Below are 21406 nucleotides of genomic sequence, written 5' to 3'. Positions count from 1 at the left end.
TTTATGGCTAATGGGTGATCAGATTCAATCCGTTGGAGGAGGGGTGCGGGGCGGCTCGAAGCGGATCGGGGCCTGGAAGCGGGCCTTGCGCGCGGCGCGGCGGAAGACCGTGAGCACCGCCGGTCCCGCCAGGCAGATGCAGACGAAGTTGGTGACGGCGCGTCCGGTGTCCCAACCCAGCGAGGTGGCCAGGTCGAAGGCCAGGTAGCGGTGGAACTGCTCGGTGAAGGGCAGGCCCGGCAGATAGGCGAGGGAACTGTTCGGATCGAGGGAGAAGGGCCAGAAGGACAGGTTGAGGAGGAAGCCGAAGAGGTACCCGGACACCGAGCCGTAGCCGGCGAGCAGGGCGACCTCCCGGCGCCCCGAGGCCTTCGGGAGGAAACCGGCGAGCATGCCGACGAAGGCGCAGCCGAACATCTGGTACGGCATCCACGGCCCCACGCCACCGGTGATGAGGGCGGAGGCGAAGAGCGAGGTGCAGCCCAGCGTGAAGCCGAAACCGGGTCCGTAGACCCGCCCGGCCAGGACGAGGATGAAGAAGACGGTCTCGATCCCGGCGGTGCCCGCCCCCAACGGGCGGATGGCGGCGTTGACCGCGGAGAGCACGCCCAGCATGGCCAGGGCCTTGGAGCTGATGCCCCCTTCGGCGATCTCGGAGATCACCACGCAGAGCACGACGACCAGGAGCACCCCGAAGATCAGCGGCGGGGCGTAGTTCGAGCCGAACTTCCCCGGCGCGACCAGGAACGGCCAGAAGAAGGCGACGATCCCGAGGAAGGCCGCCATGGCGATCACGACCCCGGCCCGGGCGCGGATCCGGATGGCCGCGGTGTACGTGCTCACGCGTGCGGGTCCGTTCCGTCGGTCGCGGTCGCGGTCCCGGCCCCGGGTGCGGGAGCAGGAGCGGCCCCGGGAGCGGGCGGCGCGGTCGCCGGGAGTACGGACGCCAGCTGATCCACCGTCAAAAAGGGCAGCGGCGCGAGGATCTTCGCGGTCTGCGGGGCGAAGACGGGGGAGGCGACGATGACTTCTGTGGTGGGGCCGTCGGCGACCACGTCCCCTTCGGCCATCACCACCACGCGGTCCGCGGCGCGGGCGACGAACTCGACGTCGTGGGTGGAGATCACCACGGTGCGGCCCTCCGCCGCGAGGTCGTCGACGATGCGGATCAGTTCCCCCTTGGCACGGTAGTCGAGCCCGCGGGTGGGCTCGTCGAGCAGCAGCACCCGGGGCGCGGCGGTCAGCTGGATCGCGAGGACGAGGGCGAGCTTCTGGCCCTCGGAGAGGTCGCGGGGGTGGGTGGCGCCGCTGATGCCCGGCGCCAGCCGGTCCAGGATCGCCCGTGCCCGTACGTCGTCCCCGCCCACCGCGGACTCGCTGTCCGCCTGGTCGAGCTCCTGCTCGACCGATTCGAGGTAGAGCAGGTCGGTGGGGGTCTGCGGGACCAGGCCCACCAGCCGGCGGGCCGCGGCCGCGGAGAGGTCCTTCGGGTCCCGGGGCTTCGCGGCGCCCCCTTCGACTCCCCCGTCCCCTTCGGCGCTGACGGCGACGCTCCCGGCCTTGCGGGGGCCCGAGCCCTGGAGCGCCCAGAGCAGGGAGGACTTGCCGGAGCCGTTGCGGCCCATGAGCGCGGTGACCTCGCCGCCGTGGAGCGCGAGGTCGACCTCGCGCACGGCCGGGACGCCGTGGTAGGTGACGGTGACCCCGCGGGCGCGCAGGAGCACCGGGCGATCGGCCGCGGGCGCCGGGCGCACCGGCGGCGCGGTGCGGTCCGCCAGCCGGGTGCGCAGCGGCGCGGCGGCGCGGCGGGCGTCGCGGATCGAGAGCGGCAGCGGTGACCAGCCGGCCGCCCGGCCGAGTTCCACGATCGGCGGCGCGATGGAGGACGTACGGAAGATCTCGGCGGGCGGCCCGGACACGACGCGGCCGTCGCCGGGGAGGTGGATGACCCGGTCGGCGTACTGGACGACGCGCTCCAGGCGGTGCTCGGCCAGCAGGACCGTGACCCCGAGGTCGTGGACGAGGCGGGTGACCGCGGCCAGCACCTCCTCCGCCGCGGTCGGGTCGAGCGCGGAGGTCGGCTCGTCCAGGACCAGGACGCGCGGGTGGGCGGTCAGGACGGACCCGATGGCGACGCGCTGCTGCTGGCCGCCGGACAGCTCGTGCAGGGCGCGGTGGCGCAGGTCGGCCAGGCCCAGGAGGTCGAGGGTCTCCTCGACCCGCTTGCGCATCGTCGCCGGAGCCACCGCCAACTGCTCCATCGCGTAGGCGAGTTCCTCCTCGACGGTGTCGGTCACGAACCCGTCGAGCGGATCCTGTCCCACCACCCCGACGACATCGGCGAGTTCGCGGGGCGGGTGGTGCGCGGTGTCGCGGCCGTCGACGGTGACCCGTCCGTGCAGGGTGCCCCCGGTGAAGTGCGGGACCAGCCCGTTCACGGCGCCGAGGAGGGTGGACTTGCCGACGCCGGTGTGACCGACGACGAGGCAGAGTTCGCCCTCCTCGACGGTCAGGTCCACATCGCGCAGCACGGGCCCGGACGCGTCCTCGTACTGGACGGAGACCTGGTCGAAGGTGATCACTGGGGTTCCTCGGTGCGCTGTGCGGGGACGACGGGTCGGGCGGGTGGCGCCGGCGGCGGTGCCAGGAAGCCCGCGGCCCCGGCCAGCAGCACGGCGGCCGCGGGGACCAGCGGGAGGGTGGGCCAACTGAGCGGGTAGATCGAGGGGTTGAGCTCGGCCGCGTTGAAGCCGACGTTGGCGAAGAGGAGGACGGCGGAGAGCACCCCGCAACCGGCGACGGACCATTCGGCGGCGCGCCACGGGTCGGGCCGGTAGGCGGTCCGGGTGATCCGGCGCCCGCCGAGCCGCAGCCCCGCGAAGCACAGCAGCGCGCCCGCGCCCATGGCGGGCAGGCCGAGGAGCTTGGGGGCGGTGGCGTCGAGGAGCCCGTAGGCCCCGGCGCACAGTCCGCACATCCCGAGCAGCATGAGCGCCCCGGTCAGCCGGCGGGAGCGGCGGGTGGCGGTGCCCGCGCGCCCGTAACCGCGGGAGTCCATGGCGGCGGCCAGGCGCAGGGAGCGCTCCAGGGCGTCCTCCAGGACGGGGACGATGATCCCGCGCAGCGCCCGCAGCCCCTTCGAGCGGCCGGCCCGCAGTCGCTTGGCCCGGTGCACCCGCTGCACGCTCTGGACCAGCTGCGGCGCGACGCTGAGGGACACGGTGACGGCGACGCCGAGCTCGTACAGCGCGCCGGGCAGCACGCGCAGCGCCCGCTTCGGGTTGGCCAGGGTGTTGGCCGCCCCGATGCAGCACAGCATGCAGGCCAGGCGCAGCCCGTCGGTGGCGGCCGAGAGCAGCGCCTCCAGGGAGACGGGGCCGCCGAGTTGGATCCCCGCGTACCAGTCGGGGGTCGGGATGTGGGGGAGGGAGAAGAGGAAGTGGTCGCGGGGGGTGATGCCGGTGGCGAAGACCGCCCGGAAGGTGACGCGGATGGCGACCACGGTCAGCGCCAGGTAGAGGTAGTACTTGAAGCCGCGGGCCCAGGGGGCGTCGGTGCGGCGCACGGTGATGACGTAGCCGAGGACGGCCAGGACGAGGAACAGCAGCAGCGGATTGTTGGTGCGGCTGACGGCGGTCGCGAGCGCGAGGGCCCAGATCCACCAGGCGACCGGGTGCAGGGTGCGGGGCAGACGGCGGCCGCCCGCGTCCGGCGCGGAGTCGGCCGCGGGCGGCGCGGCCGCCGCGGTGGTGCGTGCCACGCGGCTACTCCGTACGACGGCGGCGCTTGGCCGCGAACACGGCGGCGCCGGCGATCAGGAGCACCAGCGCCCCGGTGGCGACGGCGGGCAGGTACGAGCCCGCGTCGTGGGCGGCGTCGGCGGCGGGCGCCGCCTCGACCACCTGGGGACCCGGCGCCGGGGCGGCCACCGCGGGGGCGCTGGTCGACGGAGCCGCGGTGGGCGTCGGCGGGGCGCTCGCGGAGGGGCCGACCGGCGCCGTCGGTCCGGGCGGCGAGGCCGAGGCCGCCGGGGCGGACGCCGCCGGGGGCGCCGCGGCCGGGGGCGGGTCCTGCGGCCGGGGGCCGGTGTCGACGTGCGGCGGGAGGGGCGCGGCGGTGCGGGTGTCCTGGGGCGCGGGCCCGCCCGTCGGGGCGGCGTTGTGCGCGCGCACCTGGTCGGGGGTGACGGAGGGCTTGCCCTCCGTGCCCTCGACGTTGGTCGCCCCGAAGATCCACAGGTCCACGCTGCCGGGCTTCGGCTTGTAGAGCATGGCGCCGAGCTGGCTGTACTCCCAGGTGTTCTGACCGGGGCCCGCGTGCCAGTACGACCAGTACGCCGAGGCGGGCGGGGTCAGGACGCAGTCGTCCTGCTGCGGCGTCGGGAACTGCCTGCCGCCCTGGTACCCGCTGTAGCCGATCCGGCAGATGAAGGCGGGGCCGTCGTGGCCGGTGCCGGTGGTGGCCCAGCCGCCCTGGTTGAGGAGTTCGTAGCCGGTGGTCGGCGTCGTACCGCAGGAGCGGTAGACCGGCCCGCCCCAACGGCTGAAGTCGACGGCGAGGACCGCTCCCGAACTGGTGGTGCACCGGCCCATCGGCTGCGGGGCGGCCCCGGCCGGGGCCGCGGTGGCGGTCAGGGCCGCCACCGCCAGCCCCAGCGCGGCGGCCGAGCGGGCCAGGGCGCGCGCCGCGCGGGCGAGCGGCGTTCCCGGATCCCGGCGGGTCGTCCATCGCTCCCGGCGCGTCATGCTCCGCTCCCGGTGCGCTCGCGGCGGCGTCCGGCGGCGCGGGTGACCGCCCAGCCGCCCAGGACCAGGAGGAGGGAGGCGACGGCGAGGGCGCCGACCTGGGTGCCGGTGGAGGCGAGGCCGCCCCCGCCCGAGCCGCCGGTCGCGCCCCCGCCGGACGCGGAACCGCCGGCCGAGCCCGCGCCGCCGCTCTCGCCCGGCGTCACGATGACGGGCGAGCCGTTGCCGCCCGAAGGCCGTCCGGAGGTGCTGGGAACGGGCTCCGGGGTGGTGCCGTTCAGGTCGCGGGTCAGCAGGCCGAAGGAGATGCCGGTGGCGCCGCCGACCGCCTGGGCCGAAGCGCGGACGTCGGATCCGGCCTGGCCCTCCTTGGCGATCCGGAAGCCGCCGTCGCCGTTCTGCTGCGAGCGCAGGAACTTACGGGCCTTCGCGATGCGGTCGGTGTACTTCGCCGCGTCCAGGGACATGCCCTGCACGGCCAGGGCCGCGGAGTTGACGGAGTTCCCGGACGCACCGGGGAAGCCGCCGTCGTCCTTCTGCTGGGCGGCCAGCCAGGCGATCGCCTTGTCGACGGCGCTCTGCGAGCCGGCGTCCGGGAGCAGGTCGAGGGCCATGGCGGCCATCGCGGTGGAGTCCACCTCGTCCTGGCTGGGCTCGCCGATGAGGCTGGGCCAGGCCCCCGAGGGGCTCTGGAGGCCCTTGAGGAAGGCGACGGGCTCGGCCGCGGCGGCGCCCTCCCCGGCGCGGACCTGGGCGATGACGCCGAGGGACTGGGAGAAGACCGAGGTGGCGTAGGTGTAGTTGCCCTTCGCCGCGCACTGCTGGGGCGTCTCGCTCTTGGCCGGGCAGATCCCCTTGGCGAGCGCGCCGATCAGGTCCTGGCCGCCGAAGGCGCGGGGGTCACGGCCGACGGCCTCGGCGAGGAGGGCCGCCTTGCCGAGGGAGCCGCCGCCCGCGTACTTGGTGCCGATGAGCGTCCAGTCGTTGACGGTGCGGCCCGTGCCGTCCTTGCCGCCCTTGTCGAGGAAGTCGACGATGTTGCGCAGGGTGGTGTTGTCCCGGCCGGTCGCGGCGAGCGCGTAGGCGCCGTCGATGGTCAGGCCGTAGTCGGCGAAGCCGGTGCCCGCGCCGCTCTCGTAGTACCGGCCCTGGACCAGCCGGCCGCGGTCGGCGAGGTACGCCGTTCCCCTGCCCAGGTCCGGGCCGTCACCGGCCGGCGGGGCGGTGGTGGGCGGAGCGGTGGTGGGCGGGGTGGTCGGCGTCGGGTCGGCCGGCTTGGTGGTCAGCAGGACCAGGTCGCTCTTGGCGCCCGCGACGGCGGCCGGGGCGGTGACGAACATCCGGGAGTCGGTGTCGTTCTCGTCGAAGCCGAAACCGCCCGTGGTGGACTGCCGCTTGGAGAGCCAGGAGAGACCGGCGTCCGCGAAGGCGTCGTCGCCGAGGGCGCGCAGCGCCTGGGCGGCCCAGGCGGTGGCGGCCGGGCTGCCGGTGGTCTCGTACGGGGCGGCGGGCCAGGCGCCGGTGGGCAGTTGGGACTTCTTGAGGCTGCCCCGGGCCTTCTGCACGACTCCGCCGTACCCACCGGCGCGCTGGAGGGCCAAGGTGATCAGGCCGGTGGCGATCGGGTCGCTGTCGCACCAGCCGCCGGAGCGGATGAGGACGCCGCTGAAGCCGCCGTCCTCGCACTGGAGGCCGACGAGCCGGTGCACGGCGTCGGCGGGCGGGGTGACCCCGCCGCCGAGCAGCGCGATGACGGCCATGGCCTGTGCGTCGGACTGGCCGGTCGTGCGGAAGTCGCCCTTGGTGAGGCAGCCGTCGACGGGGGCGCCGTCACCGATGTCGCGCGGGCACACGTACGTCAGGAGGTCGCCGAGCAGGTCGTGCCCGCCGAAGGCGCGCGGGTCCTTGCCCGTGGCCTCGGCGACGAGCGCGAGGCGCGCGGCGGCGGTCGCGTCGGGGATCCCGCCCTTGCCCGCCGGGTAGGCGTAGGCGTCGGTCTGCGCGGGCGTGGCCAGGAAGGCGGCCGCCTTCTTCGCCGCCGGGCTCCCCCGGTCCGCGGCGGTCAGCGCGAACACGGCTTCCGTGGTGAGGAAGTGGTTCGGGGTGGTGGCCCCGTCGTCGACGACCCGTTCCCCGTCCGTCAGCTTCCCGGTGATCCAGCGCAGGGCGGCCGGTACGTCGACCGCCCCCGCGGGCACGGTGGGCGGAGCGGTGGGCACGGCCGGGTCGGGGGTGACGCCGCCGCCGGCCCGGACGTCGTCGGGGGAGAAGGCGGGCTTGCCGGAGGTGCCGCCGATGGAGGTGGCGCCGTACACCCAGGCGTCCACATCGCCGGGCTTCGGGTTCCGGGCCATGGCGCCCAGCGGGCTGTAGGTCCAGTTGCGCTGCCCGGGCGAGGCGATCCAGTAGGACCAGTACGCGGTGGCCTGCGGGGTGACGGTGCAGGGCTCCTTGTCCGGAGTCGGGTACTGCGTACCGGAGTCGAAGGACCCGTTGCCGATGCGGCAGACGAAGGCGGGGCCGTCGTGGACGGTCCCGGTGGTCGTGAACCCGGCGGTGTGCAGCAGCTCGTACCCCGTCGTCGGGGTCGTGTCGCAGCCGCGCTGGACCTTGCCGCCGAAGGGGCCGAAGTCCACCGCCACGATGGCGCCGGCGGTGGCCGTGCACTGCTCGATCGGGTCGGCGTGGGCGACCGGGGGAGGAGTGAGGAAGGCCACTGCCGCACCGAGCGTCAGGAAGGACGCGGTGACGAGCGAGAGGAACCGCCGTCTCGGCCGCGTCCGTTGCGCCTGCTGTTCGGTCCCCACCGCGGCCCTCGTCTCTGCCGGGCGGCTGCGTGCGTGGCGATCGGCCCCCACCCGGCCCTCGGGCCACGGGGGAGCTGTTACGACCACGCCGTAGTCCGCGACGGCGCTCTTCGTGCTGTGTTTCGGCCCCAGGCATTCCGACTCGCCCGGGACGAACCGGGCCTACGGTTGCGGGTCAGTGCCGGAATTCGACCGGCTTCCCCTGGAGCTGAGCAGTTATCAGCCGGAGTGCAACACGGATTCCGTGGACGCGTCAAGGTGGCCTACGTCTCAGGCGACGCCCCCACGGCGCGGGCCGGTCCCTCCGCGGGCCGGGCGGCTGGCGGTGGCTTGATCACTCGGGTAGCGTCCAGGGCTGCCACATGGGGGAACCCGGTGAGAATCCGGGGCTGACGCGCAACGGTGTGGGACGGCGGGGGCCGTTCCGGAGCCCGAATGCCCATACGGCGATGCAGCAACAGGAAGCCGTACCACGCGTTCCGGACGGCGGCTCTCCGGCCCGTGCCCCAGCCGTGTCCCTGCGACGGCGACGTGAGGCCCGAGCGGTGAGCGGCCGGCGTCCGCCGATTTCCAGGAGCAGGCCATGTCCCGTCCCCGTACCTCCCGCCGCCTCGCGCTCGCGGTTCCCGCCGCGCTCGGTGCGCTCGTCCTCACCGCGCTGCCCGCCTCGGCGACCTCGTCGCCGGCGCAGATCGCCACCTCCAAGACCAATGGCGTCGCCTACCTCAAGTCCCTCCAGGCGGCGGACGGTTCCTACGCCGGCTCGGGCCTGTCCAACGAGTGGGCCTTCAGCACCTTCGCCGCCGCGGGCACCGCGGTCGTCGACGTCTACCCGGGCGGCGACACGACGAAGAACGCGCGCACGGTCTACCGCAACCTGCTGTCGACGGCGGGGTGGCCGCAGGCCGCGCCGGTGGTCACCGACTACGAGCGCGGCACCCTCAACGCCTACGCCGCCGGCATCGACCCGGCCCGGGTCTCGGCCTCGCGCAACCTCGTCGCGAACATCTACTCCTACTGGCAGACGGCGGAGGCCGGTTACTTCGGCCCTTCCGGAAACTTCAACGGCACGGTCTTCGCGGCGCTCTCCCTGCGCGGCGCCAAGACCCAGAGCGGCGCCGACCGCATCCCGCAGGCGCTGACCGACTCGATGGTCACCCGCATCCGGGCCAACCAGCACGCGGACGGCGGCTGGACGTTCCAGAAGGGCGAGGGCAACCCCACCGTCCTCAACTCCGCGAGCGACGTCGACATGACCGGCGCGGCCATGGCCGCCCTCTGCGTCTCCGGCGTCCCGAACACCGACACCGGCGTCGTCAAGGCGAAGAACTTCCTCAAGAGCACGCTCGTTTCCGGCAGCGGCGCCTTCAACTCCCTCTACGGGGTCAACACCAGCTCGAACGGCTGGGGCGTCGCGGGCCTGAACGCCTGCGGATTCAACCCGCAGACCGGAGACTTCCTCACCGGCAGCGGCAAGACCCCCGTGGACTTCCTGATCGCCAACCAGTACAACCCGGCGGGCGGTTTCAAGTACAAGCCCTCCGACACGGCCCCCACCGCCTACGCCTCGATCGACGCGCTGCGCGCCGTCGCGGGCGGCGGTTTCACCACGGCCCCGCCCGTCCCCGTCACCCCCGGCGCCCCGCAGTGGGTGGCCCAGTCCGCCTTCACGGCCGGGACCGCCACCAAGCTGGCGCTGACCGTCGACGACGGCGCGGGCAACCTCAAGGTCTGCTCGGTCGCCTTCACCCCGACCGCCGCGACCACCACCCTCGGCGACGTCCTGACCGCGGCGACCACCGGCGCCACCCCGTCGGGCTGCGTCACGAGCGCGACCCCCGCCTCGGGCACCGGCGCGATCACGGCCGTCAACGGCAAGGCCAACAGCGGCGGGAACACCTGGAAGATCAGCGTCGACGGCTCCGCCTTCGCCGGGGCCCTGCGCGAGACGGTCATCAACGTGGGCGACACCATCGCCCTGCGCTGGGGCGCCTGACCCCGTCCCGGGTACGGGTCCCCGCGCGCGGGGACCCGTACCCGGTCGCTCCCGTCAGGCGGCGGGCTTGCCGGGCTGGTCGTGGGTGGAGCAGTGGATGCCGCCGCCGCCCGAGGCGATCGTGTCGATCGAGACCGGTACGACGTCCCGCTGGGGGAAGTGCTCCCGCAGGATCCCGCGGGCACGGTCGTCCGCCTTGGCGTCCCCGAACTTGGGCATGAAGACGGCGTCGTTGGCGACGTAGAAGTTGGCGTAGGTGGAGACGAAGTCGTCGCCCTCGCCCCTGATCCGGTTCAGGTCGGGCTGCGGGAGGTCGATGATCTCGAAGCGCCGGCCGCGGGCGTCCGTCGTCTTCGACAGGACGGAGCGGGCCTGGTCGGCGGAGCGCGACCAGGAGTCCGGCGGGGTGCTGGGGTGGGCGCGGTCCAGCAGCACCACGCCCGGTTCGGTGAAGCGCACCAGGCTGTCCACGTGGGCGTCGGTGATGTCCTCGCCGCGCACACCGGCGAGCCAGACCACCTTCTCGACGCCCAGGGTCTGCTTGAGCTCCGCCTCCAGGGCGTCCCGGCTCTTGCCCCGGTTGCGGTTGTCGTTGACGATCGAGCTCTCGGTGATCAGCAGGGTGCCCTGGCCGTCGGTCTCGACGGAGCCGCCCTCGGCGACGAAGGGGGCCTGGACCCGGGGGATCCCGTACTTCTGGAGCACGGCGCGGGCGACCGCCCCGTCGTTCTTGTGCTCCTGCTTGTTGCCCCAGCCGTTGAAGTTGAAGTCGACGCCGATGACCTTGCCGCCCTCCTCGACGAAGACGGGCACGGTGTCGCGCGCCCACAGGTCGTCGACCGGCAGCGGGATGACCTCGACCCGGGCGCCGCAGGCGCGCTGGGCGGCGTCCACCTGGTCCGGGCGGGCCATCATGACGACCGCCTCGTAGTCGCCGACGGCCCGGGCGATCCGGGCGATGTCCTCGCGGACGTAGCGCAGGTCCTGCTTCCAGACCGAGCTGAGCGCCGGCCAGGCCATGAAGGTGCGGGTGTGGCTCTCCCACTCGGCGCCCATGCGGCGCTTGCCGTTGCCCGAGGCGGCGAGGGAGGGCGCGGCGAGGGCTTCTGCCCGGGCTCCGGTCGTGGCGGGCCCGCAGGCCGCGGAGCCCAGCACGACTGCGCCGATACCGGTGAGGGTGCGAAGGACGGTCCGTCGGGTGGGGGGCGGGAAGGACACGGGGGACTCCGATCGTGGGCTGGCGGCAGGTGCATCCGGCCTGGGCGGGAGCGCGGTATGACGTAGACGGACAAACCGGTCTCTACGCACAAGGGTGCGCGCTCCGCGCCGCAACGGCCGCTCGGTACGGAGAGTGATGCGACCACGTGCTGTCACTCTGGCACTGACTGAACATTCAGTCAACCCGGGGCCTCCGTCGAGGAGCGCCGTTCGGGCGGCCCGCAGGGGCCACGGGCGGCTCGTGGCCGCGCCCGGCTGCCCGCGGGATCGGCCCGATCCCTTGCGCCGGGCCGACCCTCGCCACCAACCGTCCGTCGCGCCCCTCCCGTCGCCCCCCGTCACGGGGCGCCGGACATCCCCGAGGAACGGGCGTCGAAGCCCTGGTGGGCGCGCGCGGTCTGGTGTTTCCTGGATGACGCTCAGTGACCGGACGCCGCCTGAATCTCCGACACGCAGTCGACCGTCAAGCCGATGGGGGAGACCCATGACCGCTGCGCACGACGCCCCGGACATCCTGTCGCCGCAGTTCGCCGAGGATCCGTATCCGACCTACCGCGTCCTGCGCGAGAGCGCGCCGCTCGTCTGGCACGAGGCGACGCAGAGCTTCCTCGTCTCGCGCTACGAGGACGTGGCGCGGGTCTTCAAGGACAAGGAGTCGCGCTTCACCACGGACAACTACGCCTGGCAGGCCGAACCCGTGCACGGCAAGACGATCCTCCAAATGAGTGGTCGCGAGCACGCCACCCGGCGCGCGCTGGTGGCCCCGGCCTTCCGCGGGGGCGAGCTCCGCGAGAAGGTCGTGCCGATCATCGACCGCAACGCCCGCGAGCTGATCGACGCCTTCCGCGGCGCCGGGACGGTCGACCTGGTGAGCGGCTTCGCCTCTCGCTTCCCCATCTCGGTCATCGGCGACATGTTCGGGCTGGACCGCTCCGGCCAGGAACGCATCGCCGGCTGGTACCGCGCCTTCGTCGCCTTCACCGGCAACCTCTCCGGTGAGCCCGAGTGCGCCGCCGCCGGGGCGCGGGCCCAGGAGGCGTTCGCCGCGTACATGCTCCCGGTGATCCGGGACCGGCGGGAGCGCCCCGGCGACGACCTGCTGTCCGGGCTCTGCGCCGCCCGGGTCGACGGCGTGACCATGAGCGACGAGGACATCAAGGCCTTCTGCAGCCTGCTGCTCACCGCGGGCGCCGAGACCACCGACAAGGCCGTCGCGGCCCTCTTCGCGAACCTGCTGGCCGACCCCCACCAGCTCGCGGCCGTCCGGCAGGACCGCACGCTCATCGACCGGGCCTTCGCGGAGACCCTGCGCTTCAGCCCGCCCGTCCACATGATCATGCGGCAGGCCGCCACCGACGTACCGATGAGCGGCGGCACGATCCCCGCGGGGGCCACCGTCACCTGCCTGATCGGGGCGGCCAACCGCGACGCCGGGCGGTACGCGGATCCGGACCGGTTCGACATCTTCCGCGCGGACCTGACGACCACGACCGCCTTCTCCGCGGCCGCGGACCACTTGGCCTTCGCCCTGGGACGACACTTCTGCGTCGGGGCGCTGCTGGCCAAGGCCGAGGTGGAGATCGCGACCAACCAGCTCCTCGACGCGATGCCGGACCTCCGGCCGGCGGCCGGCTACGACCCCGCCGAGCAGGGCGTCTTCACCCGTGGCCCGAGGTCCCTGGTCGTGGAGTTCGCGCCGACCCCTGGGTGAACCCGACCGCGGCCGTCGGGAACCCGTCGGGAACCCGTCAGGAACCCGTCGGGAGGAGGACTGGACCTCAACCGCGCTTGAGTTCCTAGGGTTTCGGTATCAAGCGATCTTGCAGCGCGAACGGAGTTCCGTCATGGAGTACTCGCACGACGATGCCGAACTGGTCGAGCAGCCCATCGGTTACTGGAGTTGGGCAGCCTACGAAGCGGTCGTCACCCGCACCCGGGGCGCACTGGCGGAGATCGGCACCACGCAGCCGCAGTGGTGGGTGCTCGGCCAAGTGGCCCTGGCCGAGAAGGCGAAGAGCCGTACGGAGGTGATCGAGACCCTGCAGGGCTACCTCACCGTCGGCGCGGAGGCCGTCTCCGAGGAGATCGACACGGCCATCGCCCGGGGGTGGCTCACGCAGGACACCGAGGGAGTCCTCGGGCTGACGCCGCACGGCCGCACCTTCTTCGACCGGGCCGCCGCCCTGCAGGGCGAGTTGTGGACCGAGCGCCACGAGGGGATCTCGGACGAGGAGTACCGGACCACCCTGAAGGTGCTCCAGCGGTTCATCCACAACGTGGGCGGCCGGGCCTGGCACCACTAGGGGGTGTCAGCCGATCCCCGCGAGGGCCGCGCGTGCAGTGCGGGTCAGTTCCTCGTCGTACGGGACGGCGCCACCGTAGCGGCGGGGTGAGGAGGTCACCGCGAGCAGCGCCGGCAGGGCGGCCGAGGCGGGGCGCCCGATGGCGCCGAGTGCCGCTACCGTCCGCAGGACGAGCGGGGTGACCTCGTGCTCCGCCAGCGGTGCCAGCTCCGGCAGCAGGACCTCGACGGCGGGGGTCGCGTCACCGGTGATCCGCCACCACGCCTCGGCCGCGCCGACCCGGCTCCACTCTCCGGGACAGGTCATCAGGGGCCGTACGGCGTCGGCGTACGCCGTGGCCAGCGGGCCCAGGTCGGCCAGGTGGCGCAGCACCGGTCGGCCGGGGCCGCGTCGTACCGCCGCGCCGCACACCCGCAGGGCCAGCTCCGGATCGCCCGTGACGCGCCAGTGCGCCCACGCGGCGCTCTGCGCGCCCCGCCACAGGGGCCCGGCCCACGGGGTGTGCGCGGTGGTCGCGAGAGCCGCGAGCACCCCGGCCGCGCCACCGGCCGCCGGTCCGATCCGGCCCAACGCCTCGGCGGCCGGCCGGGCGTGGCCGGTGTCCAGCAGGTCGGTCAGCTCGGGCACGGCAGCCGCCGCGGCGGGGCCCCAGCGGGCGAGGGTCCGCAGGATCTCGGGCACGTCACGGGCCGGCGAACCGGCGGCGAGCTGTCGGCGCAGGACCGGCAGCAGGCGCGGAGCCCACCGCACCGGGACGGAGTCGACCTCCAGGAAGCGATCCCCCTGGACATAGGCGTACCAAGGAACCGCCCGGTCGTCGCCCAGGGCGATCAGCGCGCGGATCGCGGTGTCGACCTTGTGCGTGCGGGTGCCGCGGAGCCAGTTCCGCTCGACGTATCGGACCAGCCGGTCGGCGTAGGGGGCCGCGACCCCACCGCCCCGGAGGAAGACGTCGAGGGCCGCGGCCGCCACCTCCGGCTCGTCCAGCGCCGCGGCGACGGCCTCCCACAGGTCCGGCGCCGGGTCCCGCCAGTACCGCAGCCGTGCACCGGCCGCCATGACGGCCGCTCTGCGCAGCTCCCTGTCGGGCTGCCGCTCCAGGGCGTGCACGAATGCCGCGGCCTGCGGCGGATACGGCGCGAGCAGCCGCCCGAAGCGTTCGGCCGGTCCGTACCCGACGGGCCACCACGGCACCTCCGGCAGTGCGTCCGTCCCGATCGCGATGAGGCTACGGGCCACCGCGCGGCCGGTCCCCGCAGCCCCGCCGGGTTCCCCCGCCGCGCCCGGAGCCAGGGTGCTGTACGCCGCCGCGAGCCGCACCAGGGGCTGGTGGTGCTCCAGCCACGGCCGGAGCCACGCTCCGGTCTCGGCCGCGGCGACCCCGGCCGACGACGGCGGCAGGGTCGACATGACCCCCACCGCGAGCAACTGGGACGCCAGCGCCGTCGGGTCGGCCTCCACGGCGGCCTGCCGGCGCAGCGCACTCAGCGCGGCCGGGTCCGCGCAGCGGATGGCGCGCAGGACGTGTGCCGCACCCGCCCGCACCTCCGCCGATCGGTGCGCGACCAGCGCGAGCACGTGGCGCCCGCCGTTCGTGAACACCGTGAAGGTCATGTAGTGGACGCCGGCCGAACTGCTGCAGGCGCCGTGACCGCGCCGGGCGAGGAAGTCGAGCACGCGGACCAGGCGGCGATCGTCGAGGTCCGGGAGCAACTCGAAGAGCCTGGAGGCCGCGTGGGCGAAGAGCGGTTCGTTGGTGCTCCAGCCCAGGCGCTCCTCCAATTGGTGCCACGCCTTGCGCCGTCGGCCGACGGTCACCAACTCCCGCAGCAGCCGCGGCACCTCCGCCCGACCGGCCGGCACCCCTTCCATCACATGCCAGGGCACCCCGGCCCCCCGTCCGTTCATACGGCGCAGCCTAAGCTCCCCGGCCGGCGCGGTGGTCGGCGAGGGGTGCCGGCGGGACCTGACGGCGACGGCTCACCACGCGGGGCGCAGGGGGCCCGGCGGGGTGAGTCGGGCCAGGTCGGCGACCAGGGCGCCGAAGCGCTCCTCGCCCAGGGACTCCCGCCACGGTGCCACGACGGCCCCGGCCGCCTCGTCGGCGGCGCGGGTGGCGGCCCGGCCGGTCCCGGTCAGCGCCAGGAGGCGGGCGCGGGCGTCGTGCGGGTGCGGATGCCGTTCCACGTACCCCTTGCGGACCAGTTCCTCGACCAGTTGGGCGGCGGCCTGTTTGGTCACCCCCAGGTGTTCGGCCAGGTCGGCCGTGGTGGCGCCGCCCGCGGAGATGCGGGCGAAGGCGAAGCCGTGCGCCGGGCGCAGGTCCTCGAAACCCTGCTGGGACACGCGGGTGTGGATCTCCTGCACCAGGTGTCCGGAGAGCGTGAGCACGAGGGCGGAGAAGGCGAGGGCGTCATCCATGGCCTTGACTATAACTCGGCAAGCTGCTTGTCTAAATGGACAAGCTGCTTGTCCATATGGAGGTCGCAATGCCGTTCATCCACCGTGACGAGGCCGTGGTGCACGAGATCCACGGCGGTCGTTTCGTCTCCTACGTCCGCACCGACACCGGGAGCAAGGAGCTCGCCGCCTGGCGCCTCGAGGTCCCGCCCGCGATGGTGGGGCCGCGCCACACGATCAGCGCCGAGGAGACGTTCTACGTGCTGTCCGGGTGCGTGCGCCTCACCATCGACGGCGAGAGCGCCGAACTCCGGGCCGGCGACGCGGCGGTGGCCCCCGCCGGCTCCGAACTGGGCCTCACCAACACCAGCGGGGAGAGTGCCCATCTCTGGGTCACCACCCGGGTGGGCCTCACCGCCGAGCTCGCCGACGGCAGCACCATCACGCCGCCCTGGGCCCGATAGCGGCGCGGCCGCGGCCGACTCGGGCCGCGGTCGCCTCAGCCGGGCAGGGTGAACAGCCGGACGAGCACCACGACGAGGGTGCCCGCGGTGAGCACCGCGCCCAGCACGGTGAACAGGAGGTCGACCCCCTTCCCCTCCCACCCCTGGATCGTGAACCGGCTCGGGTCCCGCGGGTCGTAGCGCACCAGGACGGTGGCGCCCACCCCGGCGCCGGGTCCGACGGAGCCGCGCCCGAACCTCGACTCGTGCTCGCAGGCGCGCCCGTCCGCGGTCGTCCAGGCAGCGACGGGGTAGTGGTACGTGGCCCCCTCGTCGCCCCGCCTGACCGCGTGGCGGACGATGCGGGCCCTGGTGGTGACACCGGTGCGCCGCAGCGAGGCGGTGCGGCGCAGCCCGTACGCGCCGATGGCGAGGAAGGCCACGCCGAGCACCAGGGGGATGAGGGAGAAGAGCCATGCGCGTTCCATGTGTGGTGCGACGCGCCGGCGCGGGCGTTGGTTGCGCGCGGGGCCGCGGTCGTGCGCACCGTCACGTCCGCGTGCGGCGCTCCCCGGGCCTGCTCATACTGGACGGATGAGGCGTACTCGTACGGTCATGGTGTGCATCGCCGGTGTCCTGGGCGCCGCCCTCCCGGCCGGAGTCTCCGCGGGAGCCGCAACCGCCGGAACCTCCGCAACCTCCGCAACCTCAGCGGCCGCCGCGGCCGATCCGGAGAGCTGCGTCAGCTCGCCGGGACCGGCCCGCGGCGACGCCGCCAAGGTCCTCGCCATCGCGCAGCAGGCACAGCGGGAGCTCGGCCTGAACTCGGTGGTCCTGCGCGTCTCCTCCGGCGACCGGGAAGTGCTCACCACGGCCCTCGGGGAGTCGATGACGGGCGTTCCCGCCGAACCCTCGATGCACTTCCGGACCGGATCCGTGGCCATCGTGTACATGGGCACCGCATTGCTGCGGCTCGTCGAACAGGGCAGGGCCTCGCTCGACGACCCGGTGGCCCGGTGGCTGCCGGACGTTCCGCACGGCTCGCAGATCACCCTGCGGATGCTCGCCGATTCGACGTCGGGGCTGCACGACTACGTCACGGACCCCACCTTCCTCGCGGAACTGGAGGCCGCGCCGTTTCGCGCGTGGACACCGGCCGAGGTCATCGCCATCGCGACGGGCAAACCGCTGCTGTACGAGCCGGGGACCAACTGGAGCTACTCGCACGCCAACTTCGCGATCCTGGGCGCCGCGCTGGAGAAGATCGGCGGCCTCCCGCTCGACCGGCTGCTGTCGGAGCAGGTGATGGTCCCGCTCGGGCTGAGCGGGACCACCAACCAGAGCACGCCGCAGATACCGGAACCCGTGCTGCACGCCTTCACCTCGGAGCGCGGCACCTACGAGGAGTCCACCTTCTGGAACCCGTCGTGGACCACCGCGCGCGGTGCGGTGCTCGTCCAGAACATCTGCGACCTCGACCGCTCCGCGCGGGGCATCGGGACCGGGAAGCTGCTCTCCGCGCAGTCCTTCAAGACCCAGCTCGATCCGGGCACCCTCGGCCTCGGCCACGCGACGTCCACGTGCCCGAAGACCGCCTGCCTGCTGACTAACACGGCGGCCCACCACTTCGGCCTGGGCCTGATCGTGGTGAACGACTGGATCCTGACCAACCCCTCCTTCTCCGGCTACGCGGCCATCCAGGCGTACCTGCCCGCGCAGAAGCTGTCGGTCTCCGTCACCGTGACGAAGGGCCCCAAGAGCCCCGAGGGGAACTCGGCCCAGACCATCGCCGAACGCATCTCGGACGCCCTCGCCCCCGAGCACCCGCTGAAGATGCGCTGACGCAAGGCGCGCAGGCGGAAGGCGCGCAGGCGGAAGGCGTGCCGGGCCGGCTACCGCGGTGCCACGGCGGCGGAGTCGGGCGACTGCCGGAGCGTGGACGCGTCGACCGCTTCGAAGTCCGAGCCCTTGAAGCCCTTGAGGGCGTCGAGTTGGGCATTGTCCCAGCGGGGGTCCTCGTCGCCCGAGAGGTACCAGGCCGAGCCGTTGTCCGCGACGATGGCGCCGTACGTCTTGAGCGCCTCGGCCACGGCCGCGGCCTGCGGCGGCAGTTGCGAGGTGTCCACCGAGGCCTTCAGGCGCAACCGCAGCCCCATCGGGGGCAGCGAGGCGTCCGCGGCGGAGCCCGCCTGGTGCCGGGCGGGCCAGACGTAGCTCCGGTCCGAGCGGGGGACGGTCATCCGGATCGCGTGGTCGACGGCGCCGGCCGCCGCCTCGTCGTAGCGCACCAGGCCGGGCAGGACGGCCAGTCCGGCGGCATCGGCCGACGTCCAGCCGTCGGGGCGCAGCGCGTGGCCGCGCAGGTCGAAGACCGCGCCCGAGCCGGCGTGCCAGGCGTTGCCGCCCTGCGGGTGCGCGTCCCAGAGTTCGTAGGACCTGCACAGGGCGCGGTCCCAGACGATGACGTGCCGGTCCCCGTCGCTCGCCGGACCGTTCTCGATCCTGGCGTCCCGCGGGATCCGGTAGCCGGACGCGTCGCTCTCCTCGGCGTAGTCCAGCGAGACCTTCGACTCGGGCACCGCGGTGTCCGTGACGGTGACGGGTATGCCGAAGGGCCGGCCTCCGGTGAGCCCCGAGCCGAAGTCCGGGTGCAGGGGCGCCGTCGAGCCGATGGAGGCGACGTAACGGGCGGAACGCGGGTGCACGGGGAGCGCGTCCACGGGCGCCCGCCAGAAGCTGTCCGGCAGGGAGGTCCGGCAGGACCCGTCGGTCGGGGCGGCGCGGGCCCCGACCGGGGCGAGGGGCGTCCCCGCGGTGGGAGCGGCGTACCCGGACAGCAGGAGGGCGGCGGCGGCCGCGGCAACGGCGGGCGCGCCGGCGGTCACCGGGCCGCGCCGCCGCGCGTGCCGTGCCGCCGGGTGCCCCGTGTGCGTCCTGCGCCTCGTTGCCATGGCCGCACCTCATTCACCTCTGCGCGCCGCCCCCTCCAGCGTAGGCACGTTCCGGTCCACCCGCTCCGCGGTCCCGTCGCGGAGCGGGTGCGCGCGCGGAGCCCCGATCAGCAGGGGATGACGACCTCGTGGACCACCGGACGCGGGGCCCAGGGGAAGGAGGCCACGGCGAAGGTGCCGCGGACGGTCGACCCGCACGGGACGGTGGCGGCGGCGCCGCGCACCTGGAGGTTCGCGGAGGTGAAGACGACCTGCCTGGTCTGGGTGGTGGGCGCCGCGCCGCTGCCGACGACCTCGGTGGACAGGGTCGTGATCAGCTCCTTGGGGGCGGGGCCGGGGCCGCCCGGGGAGGGCGGGCCGGCGAGCCCGACCGTGCCGTAGAACGCGACGGTGGTGCCGGTGACTTCGGCGCACACCCGGGTGGACAGGCCCGACTGGAGGCCCGAGTTCCCGCAGGAGGTCACGGTGTCGACCTCGCCGGTGGAGAGGGTCGCGGCGCTCGCGGGGGTGAGGGTGGCAACGGCCAGGACTGCGGAAACGGCCAGGAGCAGGGCTAAGCGATTCATCGGAATGTTCTCCTCGCGAAGGGTGACGAACATCGGTCACGGACATGGGTCACGCCCGGCGCTTTCGCTCCGGGCTATGACATGTGATATTTCACATGTCATTGAACCATGAGGTGATCGGGAGGTGAACGCACACCGGACGCCGTACGGCCAGTTCGGTGCGGATCGGCCGGAACTCGCCTCCTCGACAGCCCCTTTCGGCCCGCCCGGTCCCGACGACCGCGCGGGCCCCCCGTCGCGTCAGTGCGCGAACAGCGGTGACGCGGCGGCTTCCGAGCTGCCGTGCCAGTACGTCACGCGGGCCTTGTCGTCCACGTACACCCCGCCCTTCGGCATCTGCAGGAGCAGGCCCTCGCCGGTGTCGGCGGTGGGGCTCTGACCGTGCGGTGCGAGCGCCATGTCGGTCACCAAGGTGGCGGTTTCCTTGTTGCCCTGGCGCAGCAACAGGCCCGCGTAGGCCTGCTTGCCGGGGGCGAGGGTCACCTCCGTCTGCGGCTTGGAGCCGGTGAAGACGCCCACGAGGCGGCCGTGGCCGTTCTCCAGCCTCAGCACCGGGTAGCTCCGCAGCTTGCACGGCCCGGTACCGACGTTGGTGACGGTCAGCAGGAGCTTCGAGTCGTCCTTCACGGGCGGCACGGCCCATTCGACCGTCACGCGCGTGTCCTCGTCGGAGCAGTTGCCGTCGATGCCCTTGGAGTCGCCCTCGGCCTCGCCCGGACGACCCGGTGAGGAGGCCGAAGCGGAGGGCTTGGTGGAGGGCTTGGCGGAGGAGGACGCGGGGGCCTGGGGCGCGCTCGGCGACGGCGCGGTGGTCGAGGACGATGCGGAAGGGGACGCGGAGGACGTCGGCGACTGCGCGGTCCCGGCCTTGGTGCCGCCGGGTCCGCAGGCGGTGGTGGCCAGGAGCGCGGCGGCGGCCAGGCCGAGGGCGCCGAACGTGCGGGCGCGGGTGGTCTTTCGGTACGTGCGCATGGCGAGCCCCCGTGGCTTCTGACCTGCTGGGATGTATGGGAAGAGGATGCCCGCCGGGACGTCGGTCGCACCCCTGGGACGAGCACCGTTACACCTCTCGTATGTGGCGGTTGCGGTTCCGTCGAGCGGGCCGGGAGGACCCGTACCGGGGGCGCGACGCGGGTGGACGGGTGCGGACAGCGATGGACACTCCCCGCCCCGGGACGGCGTGGAAAGTGGACACCTCCCGGCACGAGGCTGTGTCCATGAACCGGTGCGGCCGACACGGCAGAGCGAAGCCGAGCCGGCACCCGCAACCGCCCGCGCAACAGCCACGTGTGAAGGAACATCACCATGTCCTCGACCCCCACCACGACCGCGACCTCCGCCGCCACCCGCACCTCCCGGTCGTCCCGTGCCGCGACGGTACTGGCCACCGCCGCGGCCCTCTGCGCCGTCACCGCCCCGGCCGTCCATGCCGCGGGCGGCGACCGGCGCCCGCCGAGGATCGTCGCCGACTGGGCCCGTGCCTGGAACGGCACCGAACCGCAGGCGCTCGGCGCCCTGTTCACCGCCGACGGCACCTATGTCGACCTCGGCGTGGGCGTCACCTTCCGCGGCCCGCGGGAGATCTCCGGCTGGAAGGCCCGCGCCGACGGCCTCATCGCCAACGTCCACGTCACCGTGCGCGCCACCCACCGCAAGGGCGACCGCATCACCGTCGACGCCGTCTACTCCGGCCAGCTCAAGGGCGCCCCCAAGCCCTTCGCGGTCCCGATGACCACCCTGCTCGACCTCGACGCGAACCACTGCCGGATCGCCTCGGACGAGGACCACTACAGCCTCGCCGCCGTCCTCGCCCAGTCCGGCCTCCCCGCCGACTGGACCCCGCCCGCCCCCACCCACTGACCGGCGCGCGGGGGGCCCGGGGCGGCTCGGCCGCGCCCCCCCCCGCGCGTGTTCACGCCGTCGGGGTGGCGCGGGACCTTCGGCCCTGTCCCCGGTGACCGTCGGCAACACCCGCGG

General features: G+C 73.9%; 18 protein-coding genes and 2 riboswitches. Of the genes, 6 read left to right on the top strand and 12 right to left on the bottom strand.

What is annotated here, in order from left to right:
* Positions 1 to 24: 24 nt before the first annotated feature.
* The 5 genes from ACIQWR_RS26760 to ACIQWR_RS26740 are packed head-to-tail and all read right to left on the bottom strand — an operon-like array spanning position 25 to position 7552.
* Positions 25 to 843: an ECF transporter S component gene (locus ACIQWR_RS26760; RefSeq protein ID WP_404014349.1), complete on the bottom strand. Its 819-nt coding sequence runs from the start codon at positions 841 to 843 to the stop codon at positions 25 to 27.
* The gene (locus ACIQWR_RS26755; protein WP_404014346.1) at positions 840 to 2582 is read right to left on the bottom strand and encodes an ABC transporter ATP-binding protein; all 1743 of its coding nucleotides are present in this window, start codon (positions 2580 to 2582) and stop codon (positions 840 to 842) included. Before ACIQWR_RS26755 ends, ACIQWR_RS26760 begins: the two co-directional genes overlap by 4 nt.
* Entirely contained in the window at positions 2579 to 3760 is a 1182-nt protein-coding gene (locus ACIQWR_RS26750) for an energy-coupling factor transporter transmembrane component T (protein WP_404014343.1), read from the bottom strand. Before ACIQWR_RS26750 ends, ACIQWR_RS26755 begins: the two co-directional genes overlap by 4 nt.
* A gap of 4 nt (positions 3761 to 3764) precedes the next feature.
* Positions 3765 to 4745, bottom strand: a complete 981-nt coding sequence (locus tag ACIQWR_RS26745) for a hypothetical protein (protein ID WP_404014340.1) — start codon at positions 4743 to 4745, stop codon at positions 3765 to 3767.
* Positions 4742 to 7552 (bottom strand): prenyltransferase/squalene oxidase repeat-containing protein, encoded by a 2811-nt coding sequence (locus ACIQWR_RS26740; RefSeq protein ID WP_404014337.1) that lies wholly within the window; start codon positions 7550 to 7552, stop codon positions 4742 to 4744. Before ACIQWR_RS26740 ends, ACIQWR_RS26745 begins: the two co-directional genes overlap by 4 nt.
* A gap of 109 nt (positions 7553 to 7661) precedes the next feature.
* Positions 7662 to 7800: riboswitch (cobalamin riboswitch) on the bottom strand.
* Positions 7801 to 7917: 117 nt separating this feature from the next.
* A riboswitch (cobalamin riboswitch) is annotated at positions 7918 to 7993 on the top strand.
* Between the two features lie 142 nt (positions 7994 to 8135).
* On the opposite strand from ACIQWR_RS26740, the gene ACIQWR_RS26735 reads away from it, so the two are divergent.
* The gene (locus ACIQWR_RS26735) at positions 8136 to 9548 is read left to right on the top strand and encodes a hypothetical protein (RefSeq protein ID WP_404014334.1); all 1413 of its coding nucleotides are present in this window, start codon (positions 8136 to 8138) and stop codon (positions 9546 to 9548) included.
* Positions 9549 to 9602: 54 nt separating this feature from the next.
* Here the strand turns inward: ACIQWR_RS26735 and ACIQWR_RS26730 are convergent, their stop codons facing one another.
* Positions 9603 to 10766, bottom strand: a complete 1164-nt coding sequence (locus tag ACIQWR_RS26730) for an agmatine deiminase family protein (protein ID WP_404014331.1) — start codon at positions 10764 to 10766, stop codon at positions 9603 to 9605.
* A gap of 484 nt (positions 10767 to 11250) precedes the next feature.
* On the opposite strand from ACIQWR_RS26730, the gene ACIQWR_RS26725 reads away from it, so the two are divergent.
* Positions 11251 to 12477, top strand: a complete 1227-nt coding sequence (locus ACIQWR_RS26725) for a cytochrome P450 (protein ID WP_404014328.1) — start codon at positions 11251 to 11253, stop codon at positions 12475 to 12477.
* Positions 12478 to 12610: 133 nt separating this feature from the next.
* The gene (locus ACIQWR_RS26720) at positions 12611 to 13069 is read left to right on the top strand and encodes a MarR family winged helix-turn-helix transcriptional regulator (protein ID WP_404014325.1); all 459 of its coding nucleotides are present in this window, start codon (positions 12611 to 12613) and stop codon (positions 13067 to 13069) included.
* A gap of 6 nt (positions 13070 to 13075) precedes the next feature.
* Here the strand turns inward: ACIQWR_RS26720 and ACIQWR_RS26715 are convergent, their stop codons facing one another.
* Together ACIQWR_RS26715 and ACIQWR_RS26710 are read right to left on the bottom strand one after the other, a co-directional pair.
* Positions 13076 to 14977 (bottom strand): hypothetical protein, encoded by a 1902-nt coding sequence (locus tag ACIQWR_RS26715; RefSeq protein WP_404014322.1) that lies wholly within the window; start codon positions 14975 to 14977, stop codon positions 13076 to 13078.
* Between the two features lie 72 nt (positions 14978 to 15049).
* Positions 15050 to 15490, bottom strand: coding sequence for a MarR family winged helix-turn-helix transcriptional regulator (locus ACIQWR_RS26710; protein ID WP_404014320.1), 441 nt, complete (start codon positions 15488 to 15490; stop codon positions 15050 to 15052).
* A 68-nt stretch (positions 15491 to 15558) separates the two neighbouring features.
* On the opposite strand from ACIQWR_RS26710, the gene ACIQWR_RS26705 reads away from it, so the two are divergent.
* Positions 15559 to 15933: a cupin domain-containing protein gene (locus ACIQWR_RS26705; protein ID WP_404014317.1), complete on the top strand. Its 375-nt coding sequence runs from the start codon at positions 15559 to 15561 to the stop codon at positions 15931 to 15933.
* Between the two features lie 35 nt (positions 15934 to 15968).
* On the opposite strand, the gene ACIQWR_RS26700 is transcribed toward ACIQWR_RS26705, so the two are convergent.
* Positions 15969 to 16400, bottom strand: coding sequence for a DUF3592 domain-containing protein (locus ACIQWR_RS26700; RefSeq protein ID WP_404014314.1), 432 nt, complete (start codon positions 16398 to 16400; stop codon positions 15969 to 15971).
* Positions 16401 to 16506: 106 nt separating this feature from the next.
* On the opposite strand from ACIQWR_RS26700, the gene ACIQWR_RS26695 reads away from it, so the two are divergent.
* Positions 16507 to 17754, top strand: a complete 1248-nt coding sequence (locus ACIQWR_RS26695; protein WP_404014311.1) for a serine hydrolase domain-containing protein — start codon at positions 16507 to 16509, stop codon at positions 17752 to 17754.
* Positions 17755 to 17804: 50 nt separating this feature from the next.
* Here ACIQWR_RS26695 and ACIQWR_RS26690 read toward each other — a convergent pair whose 3' ends face one another.
* The 3 genes from ACIQWR_RS26690 to ACIQWR_RS26680 all read right to left on the bottom strand — a co-directional run bounded on the left by ACIQWR_RS26690 (position 17805) and on the right by ACIQWR_RS26680 (position 20401).
* Positions 17805 to 18863, bottom strand: coding sequence for a hypothetical protein (locus ACIQWR_RS26690; RefSeq protein ID WP_404014308.1), 1059 nt, complete (start codon positions 18861 to 18863; stop codon positions 17805 to 17807).
* Positions 18864 to 18970: 107 nt separating this feature from the next.
* Positions 18971 to 19429, bottom strand: a complete 459-nt coding sequence (locus ACIQWR_RS26685) for a hypothetical protein (protein ID WP_404014306.1) — start codon at positions 19427 to 19429, stop codon at positions 18971 to 18973.
* A 240-nt stretch (positions 19430 to 19669) separates the two neighbouring features.
* Entirely contained in the window at positions 19670 to 20401 is a 732-nt protein-coding gene (locus ACIQWR_RS26680) for a DUF4232 domain-containing protein (RefSeq protein ID WP_404014303.1), read from the bottom strand.
* Positions 20402 to 20734: 333 nt separating this feature from the next.
* Between ACIQWR_RS26680 and ACIQWR_RS26675 the strand changes: the two genes are divergently transcribed.
* Complete coding sequence (locus ACIQWR_RS26675; RefSeq protein WP_404014300.1) at positions 20735 to 21289, top strand: nuclear transport factor 2 family protein; 555 nt, start codon at positions 20735 to 20737, stop codon at positions 21287 to 21289.
* The last annotated feature ends 117 nt before the right edge of the window (positions 21290 to 21406 follow it).

The organism is Streptomyces sp. NPDC098789, assembly GCF_044759975.1.
Taxonomy (GTDB): domain Bacteria; phylum Actinomycetota; class Actinomycetes; order Streptomycetales; family Streptomycetaceae; genus Streptomyces.
The sequence above is the reverse complement of the archived record's forward strand: the minus strand, read 5'-3'. Positions and strand labels throughout refer to the sequence as shown.

What these genes read in the sequence shown, in the direction of transcription:
- ACIQWR_RS26710 (WP_404014320.1), bottom strand. Translation starts at nt 15,490, where the DNA reads ATGGATGACGCCCTCGCCTTCTCCGCCCTCGTGCTCACGCTCTCCGGA.
- ACIQWR_RS26690 (WP_404014308.1), bottom strand. Translation starts at nt 18,863, where the DNA reads ATGGCAACGAGGCGCAGGACGCACACGGGGCACCCGGCGGCACGGCAC.
- ACIQWR_RS26675 (WP_404014300.1), top strand. Translation starts at nt 20,735, where the DNA reads ATGTCCTCGACCCCCACCACGACCGCGACCTCCGCCGCCACCCGCACC.
- ACIQWR_RS26715 (WP_404014322.1), bottom strand. Translation starts at nt 14,977, where the DNA reads ATGAACGGACGGGGGGCCGGGGTGCCCTGGCATGTGATGGAAGGGGTG.
- ACIQWR_RS26695 (WP_404014311.1), top strand. Translation starts at nt 16,507, where the DNA reads ATGAGGCGTACTCGTACGGTCATGGTGTGCATCGCCGGTGTCCTGGGC.
- ACIQWR_RS26700 (WP_404014314.1), bottom strand. Translation starts at nt 16,400, where the DNA reads ATGGAACGCGCATGGCTCTTCTCCCTCATCCCCCTGGTGCTCGGCGTG.
- ACIQWR_RS26735 (WP_404014334.1), top strand. Translation starts at nt 8,136, where the DNA reads ATGTCCCGTCCCCGTACCTCCCGCCGCCTCGCGCTCGCGGTTCCCGCC.
- ACIQWR_RS26725 (WP_404014328.1), top strand. Translation starts at nt 11,251, where the DNA reads ATGACCGCTGCGCACGACGCCCCGGACATCCTGTCGCCGCAGTTCGCC.
- ACIQWR_RS26745 (WP_404014340.1), bottom strand. Translation starts at nt 4,745, where the DNA reads ATGACGCGCCGGGAGCGATGGACGACCCGCCGGGATCCGGGAACGCCG.
- ACIQWR_RS26705 (WP_404014317.1), top strand. Translation starts at nt 15,559, where the DNA reads ATGCCGTTCATCCACCGTGACGAGGCCGTGGTGCACGAGATCCACGGC.
- ACIQWR_RS26720 (WP_404014325.1), top strand. Translation starts at nt 12,611, where the DNA reads ATGGAGTACTCGCACGACGATGCCGAACTGGTCGAGCAGCCCATCGGT.
- ACIQWR_RS26685 (WP_404014306.1), bottom strand. Translation starts at nt 19,429, where the DNA reads ATGAATCGCTTAGCCCTGCTCCTGGCCGTTTCCGCAGTCCTGGCCGTT.
- ACIQWR_RS26680 (WP_404014303.1), bottom strand. Translation starts at nt 20,401, where the DNA reads ATGCGCACGTACCGAAAGACCACCCGCGCCCGCACGTTCGGCGCCCTC.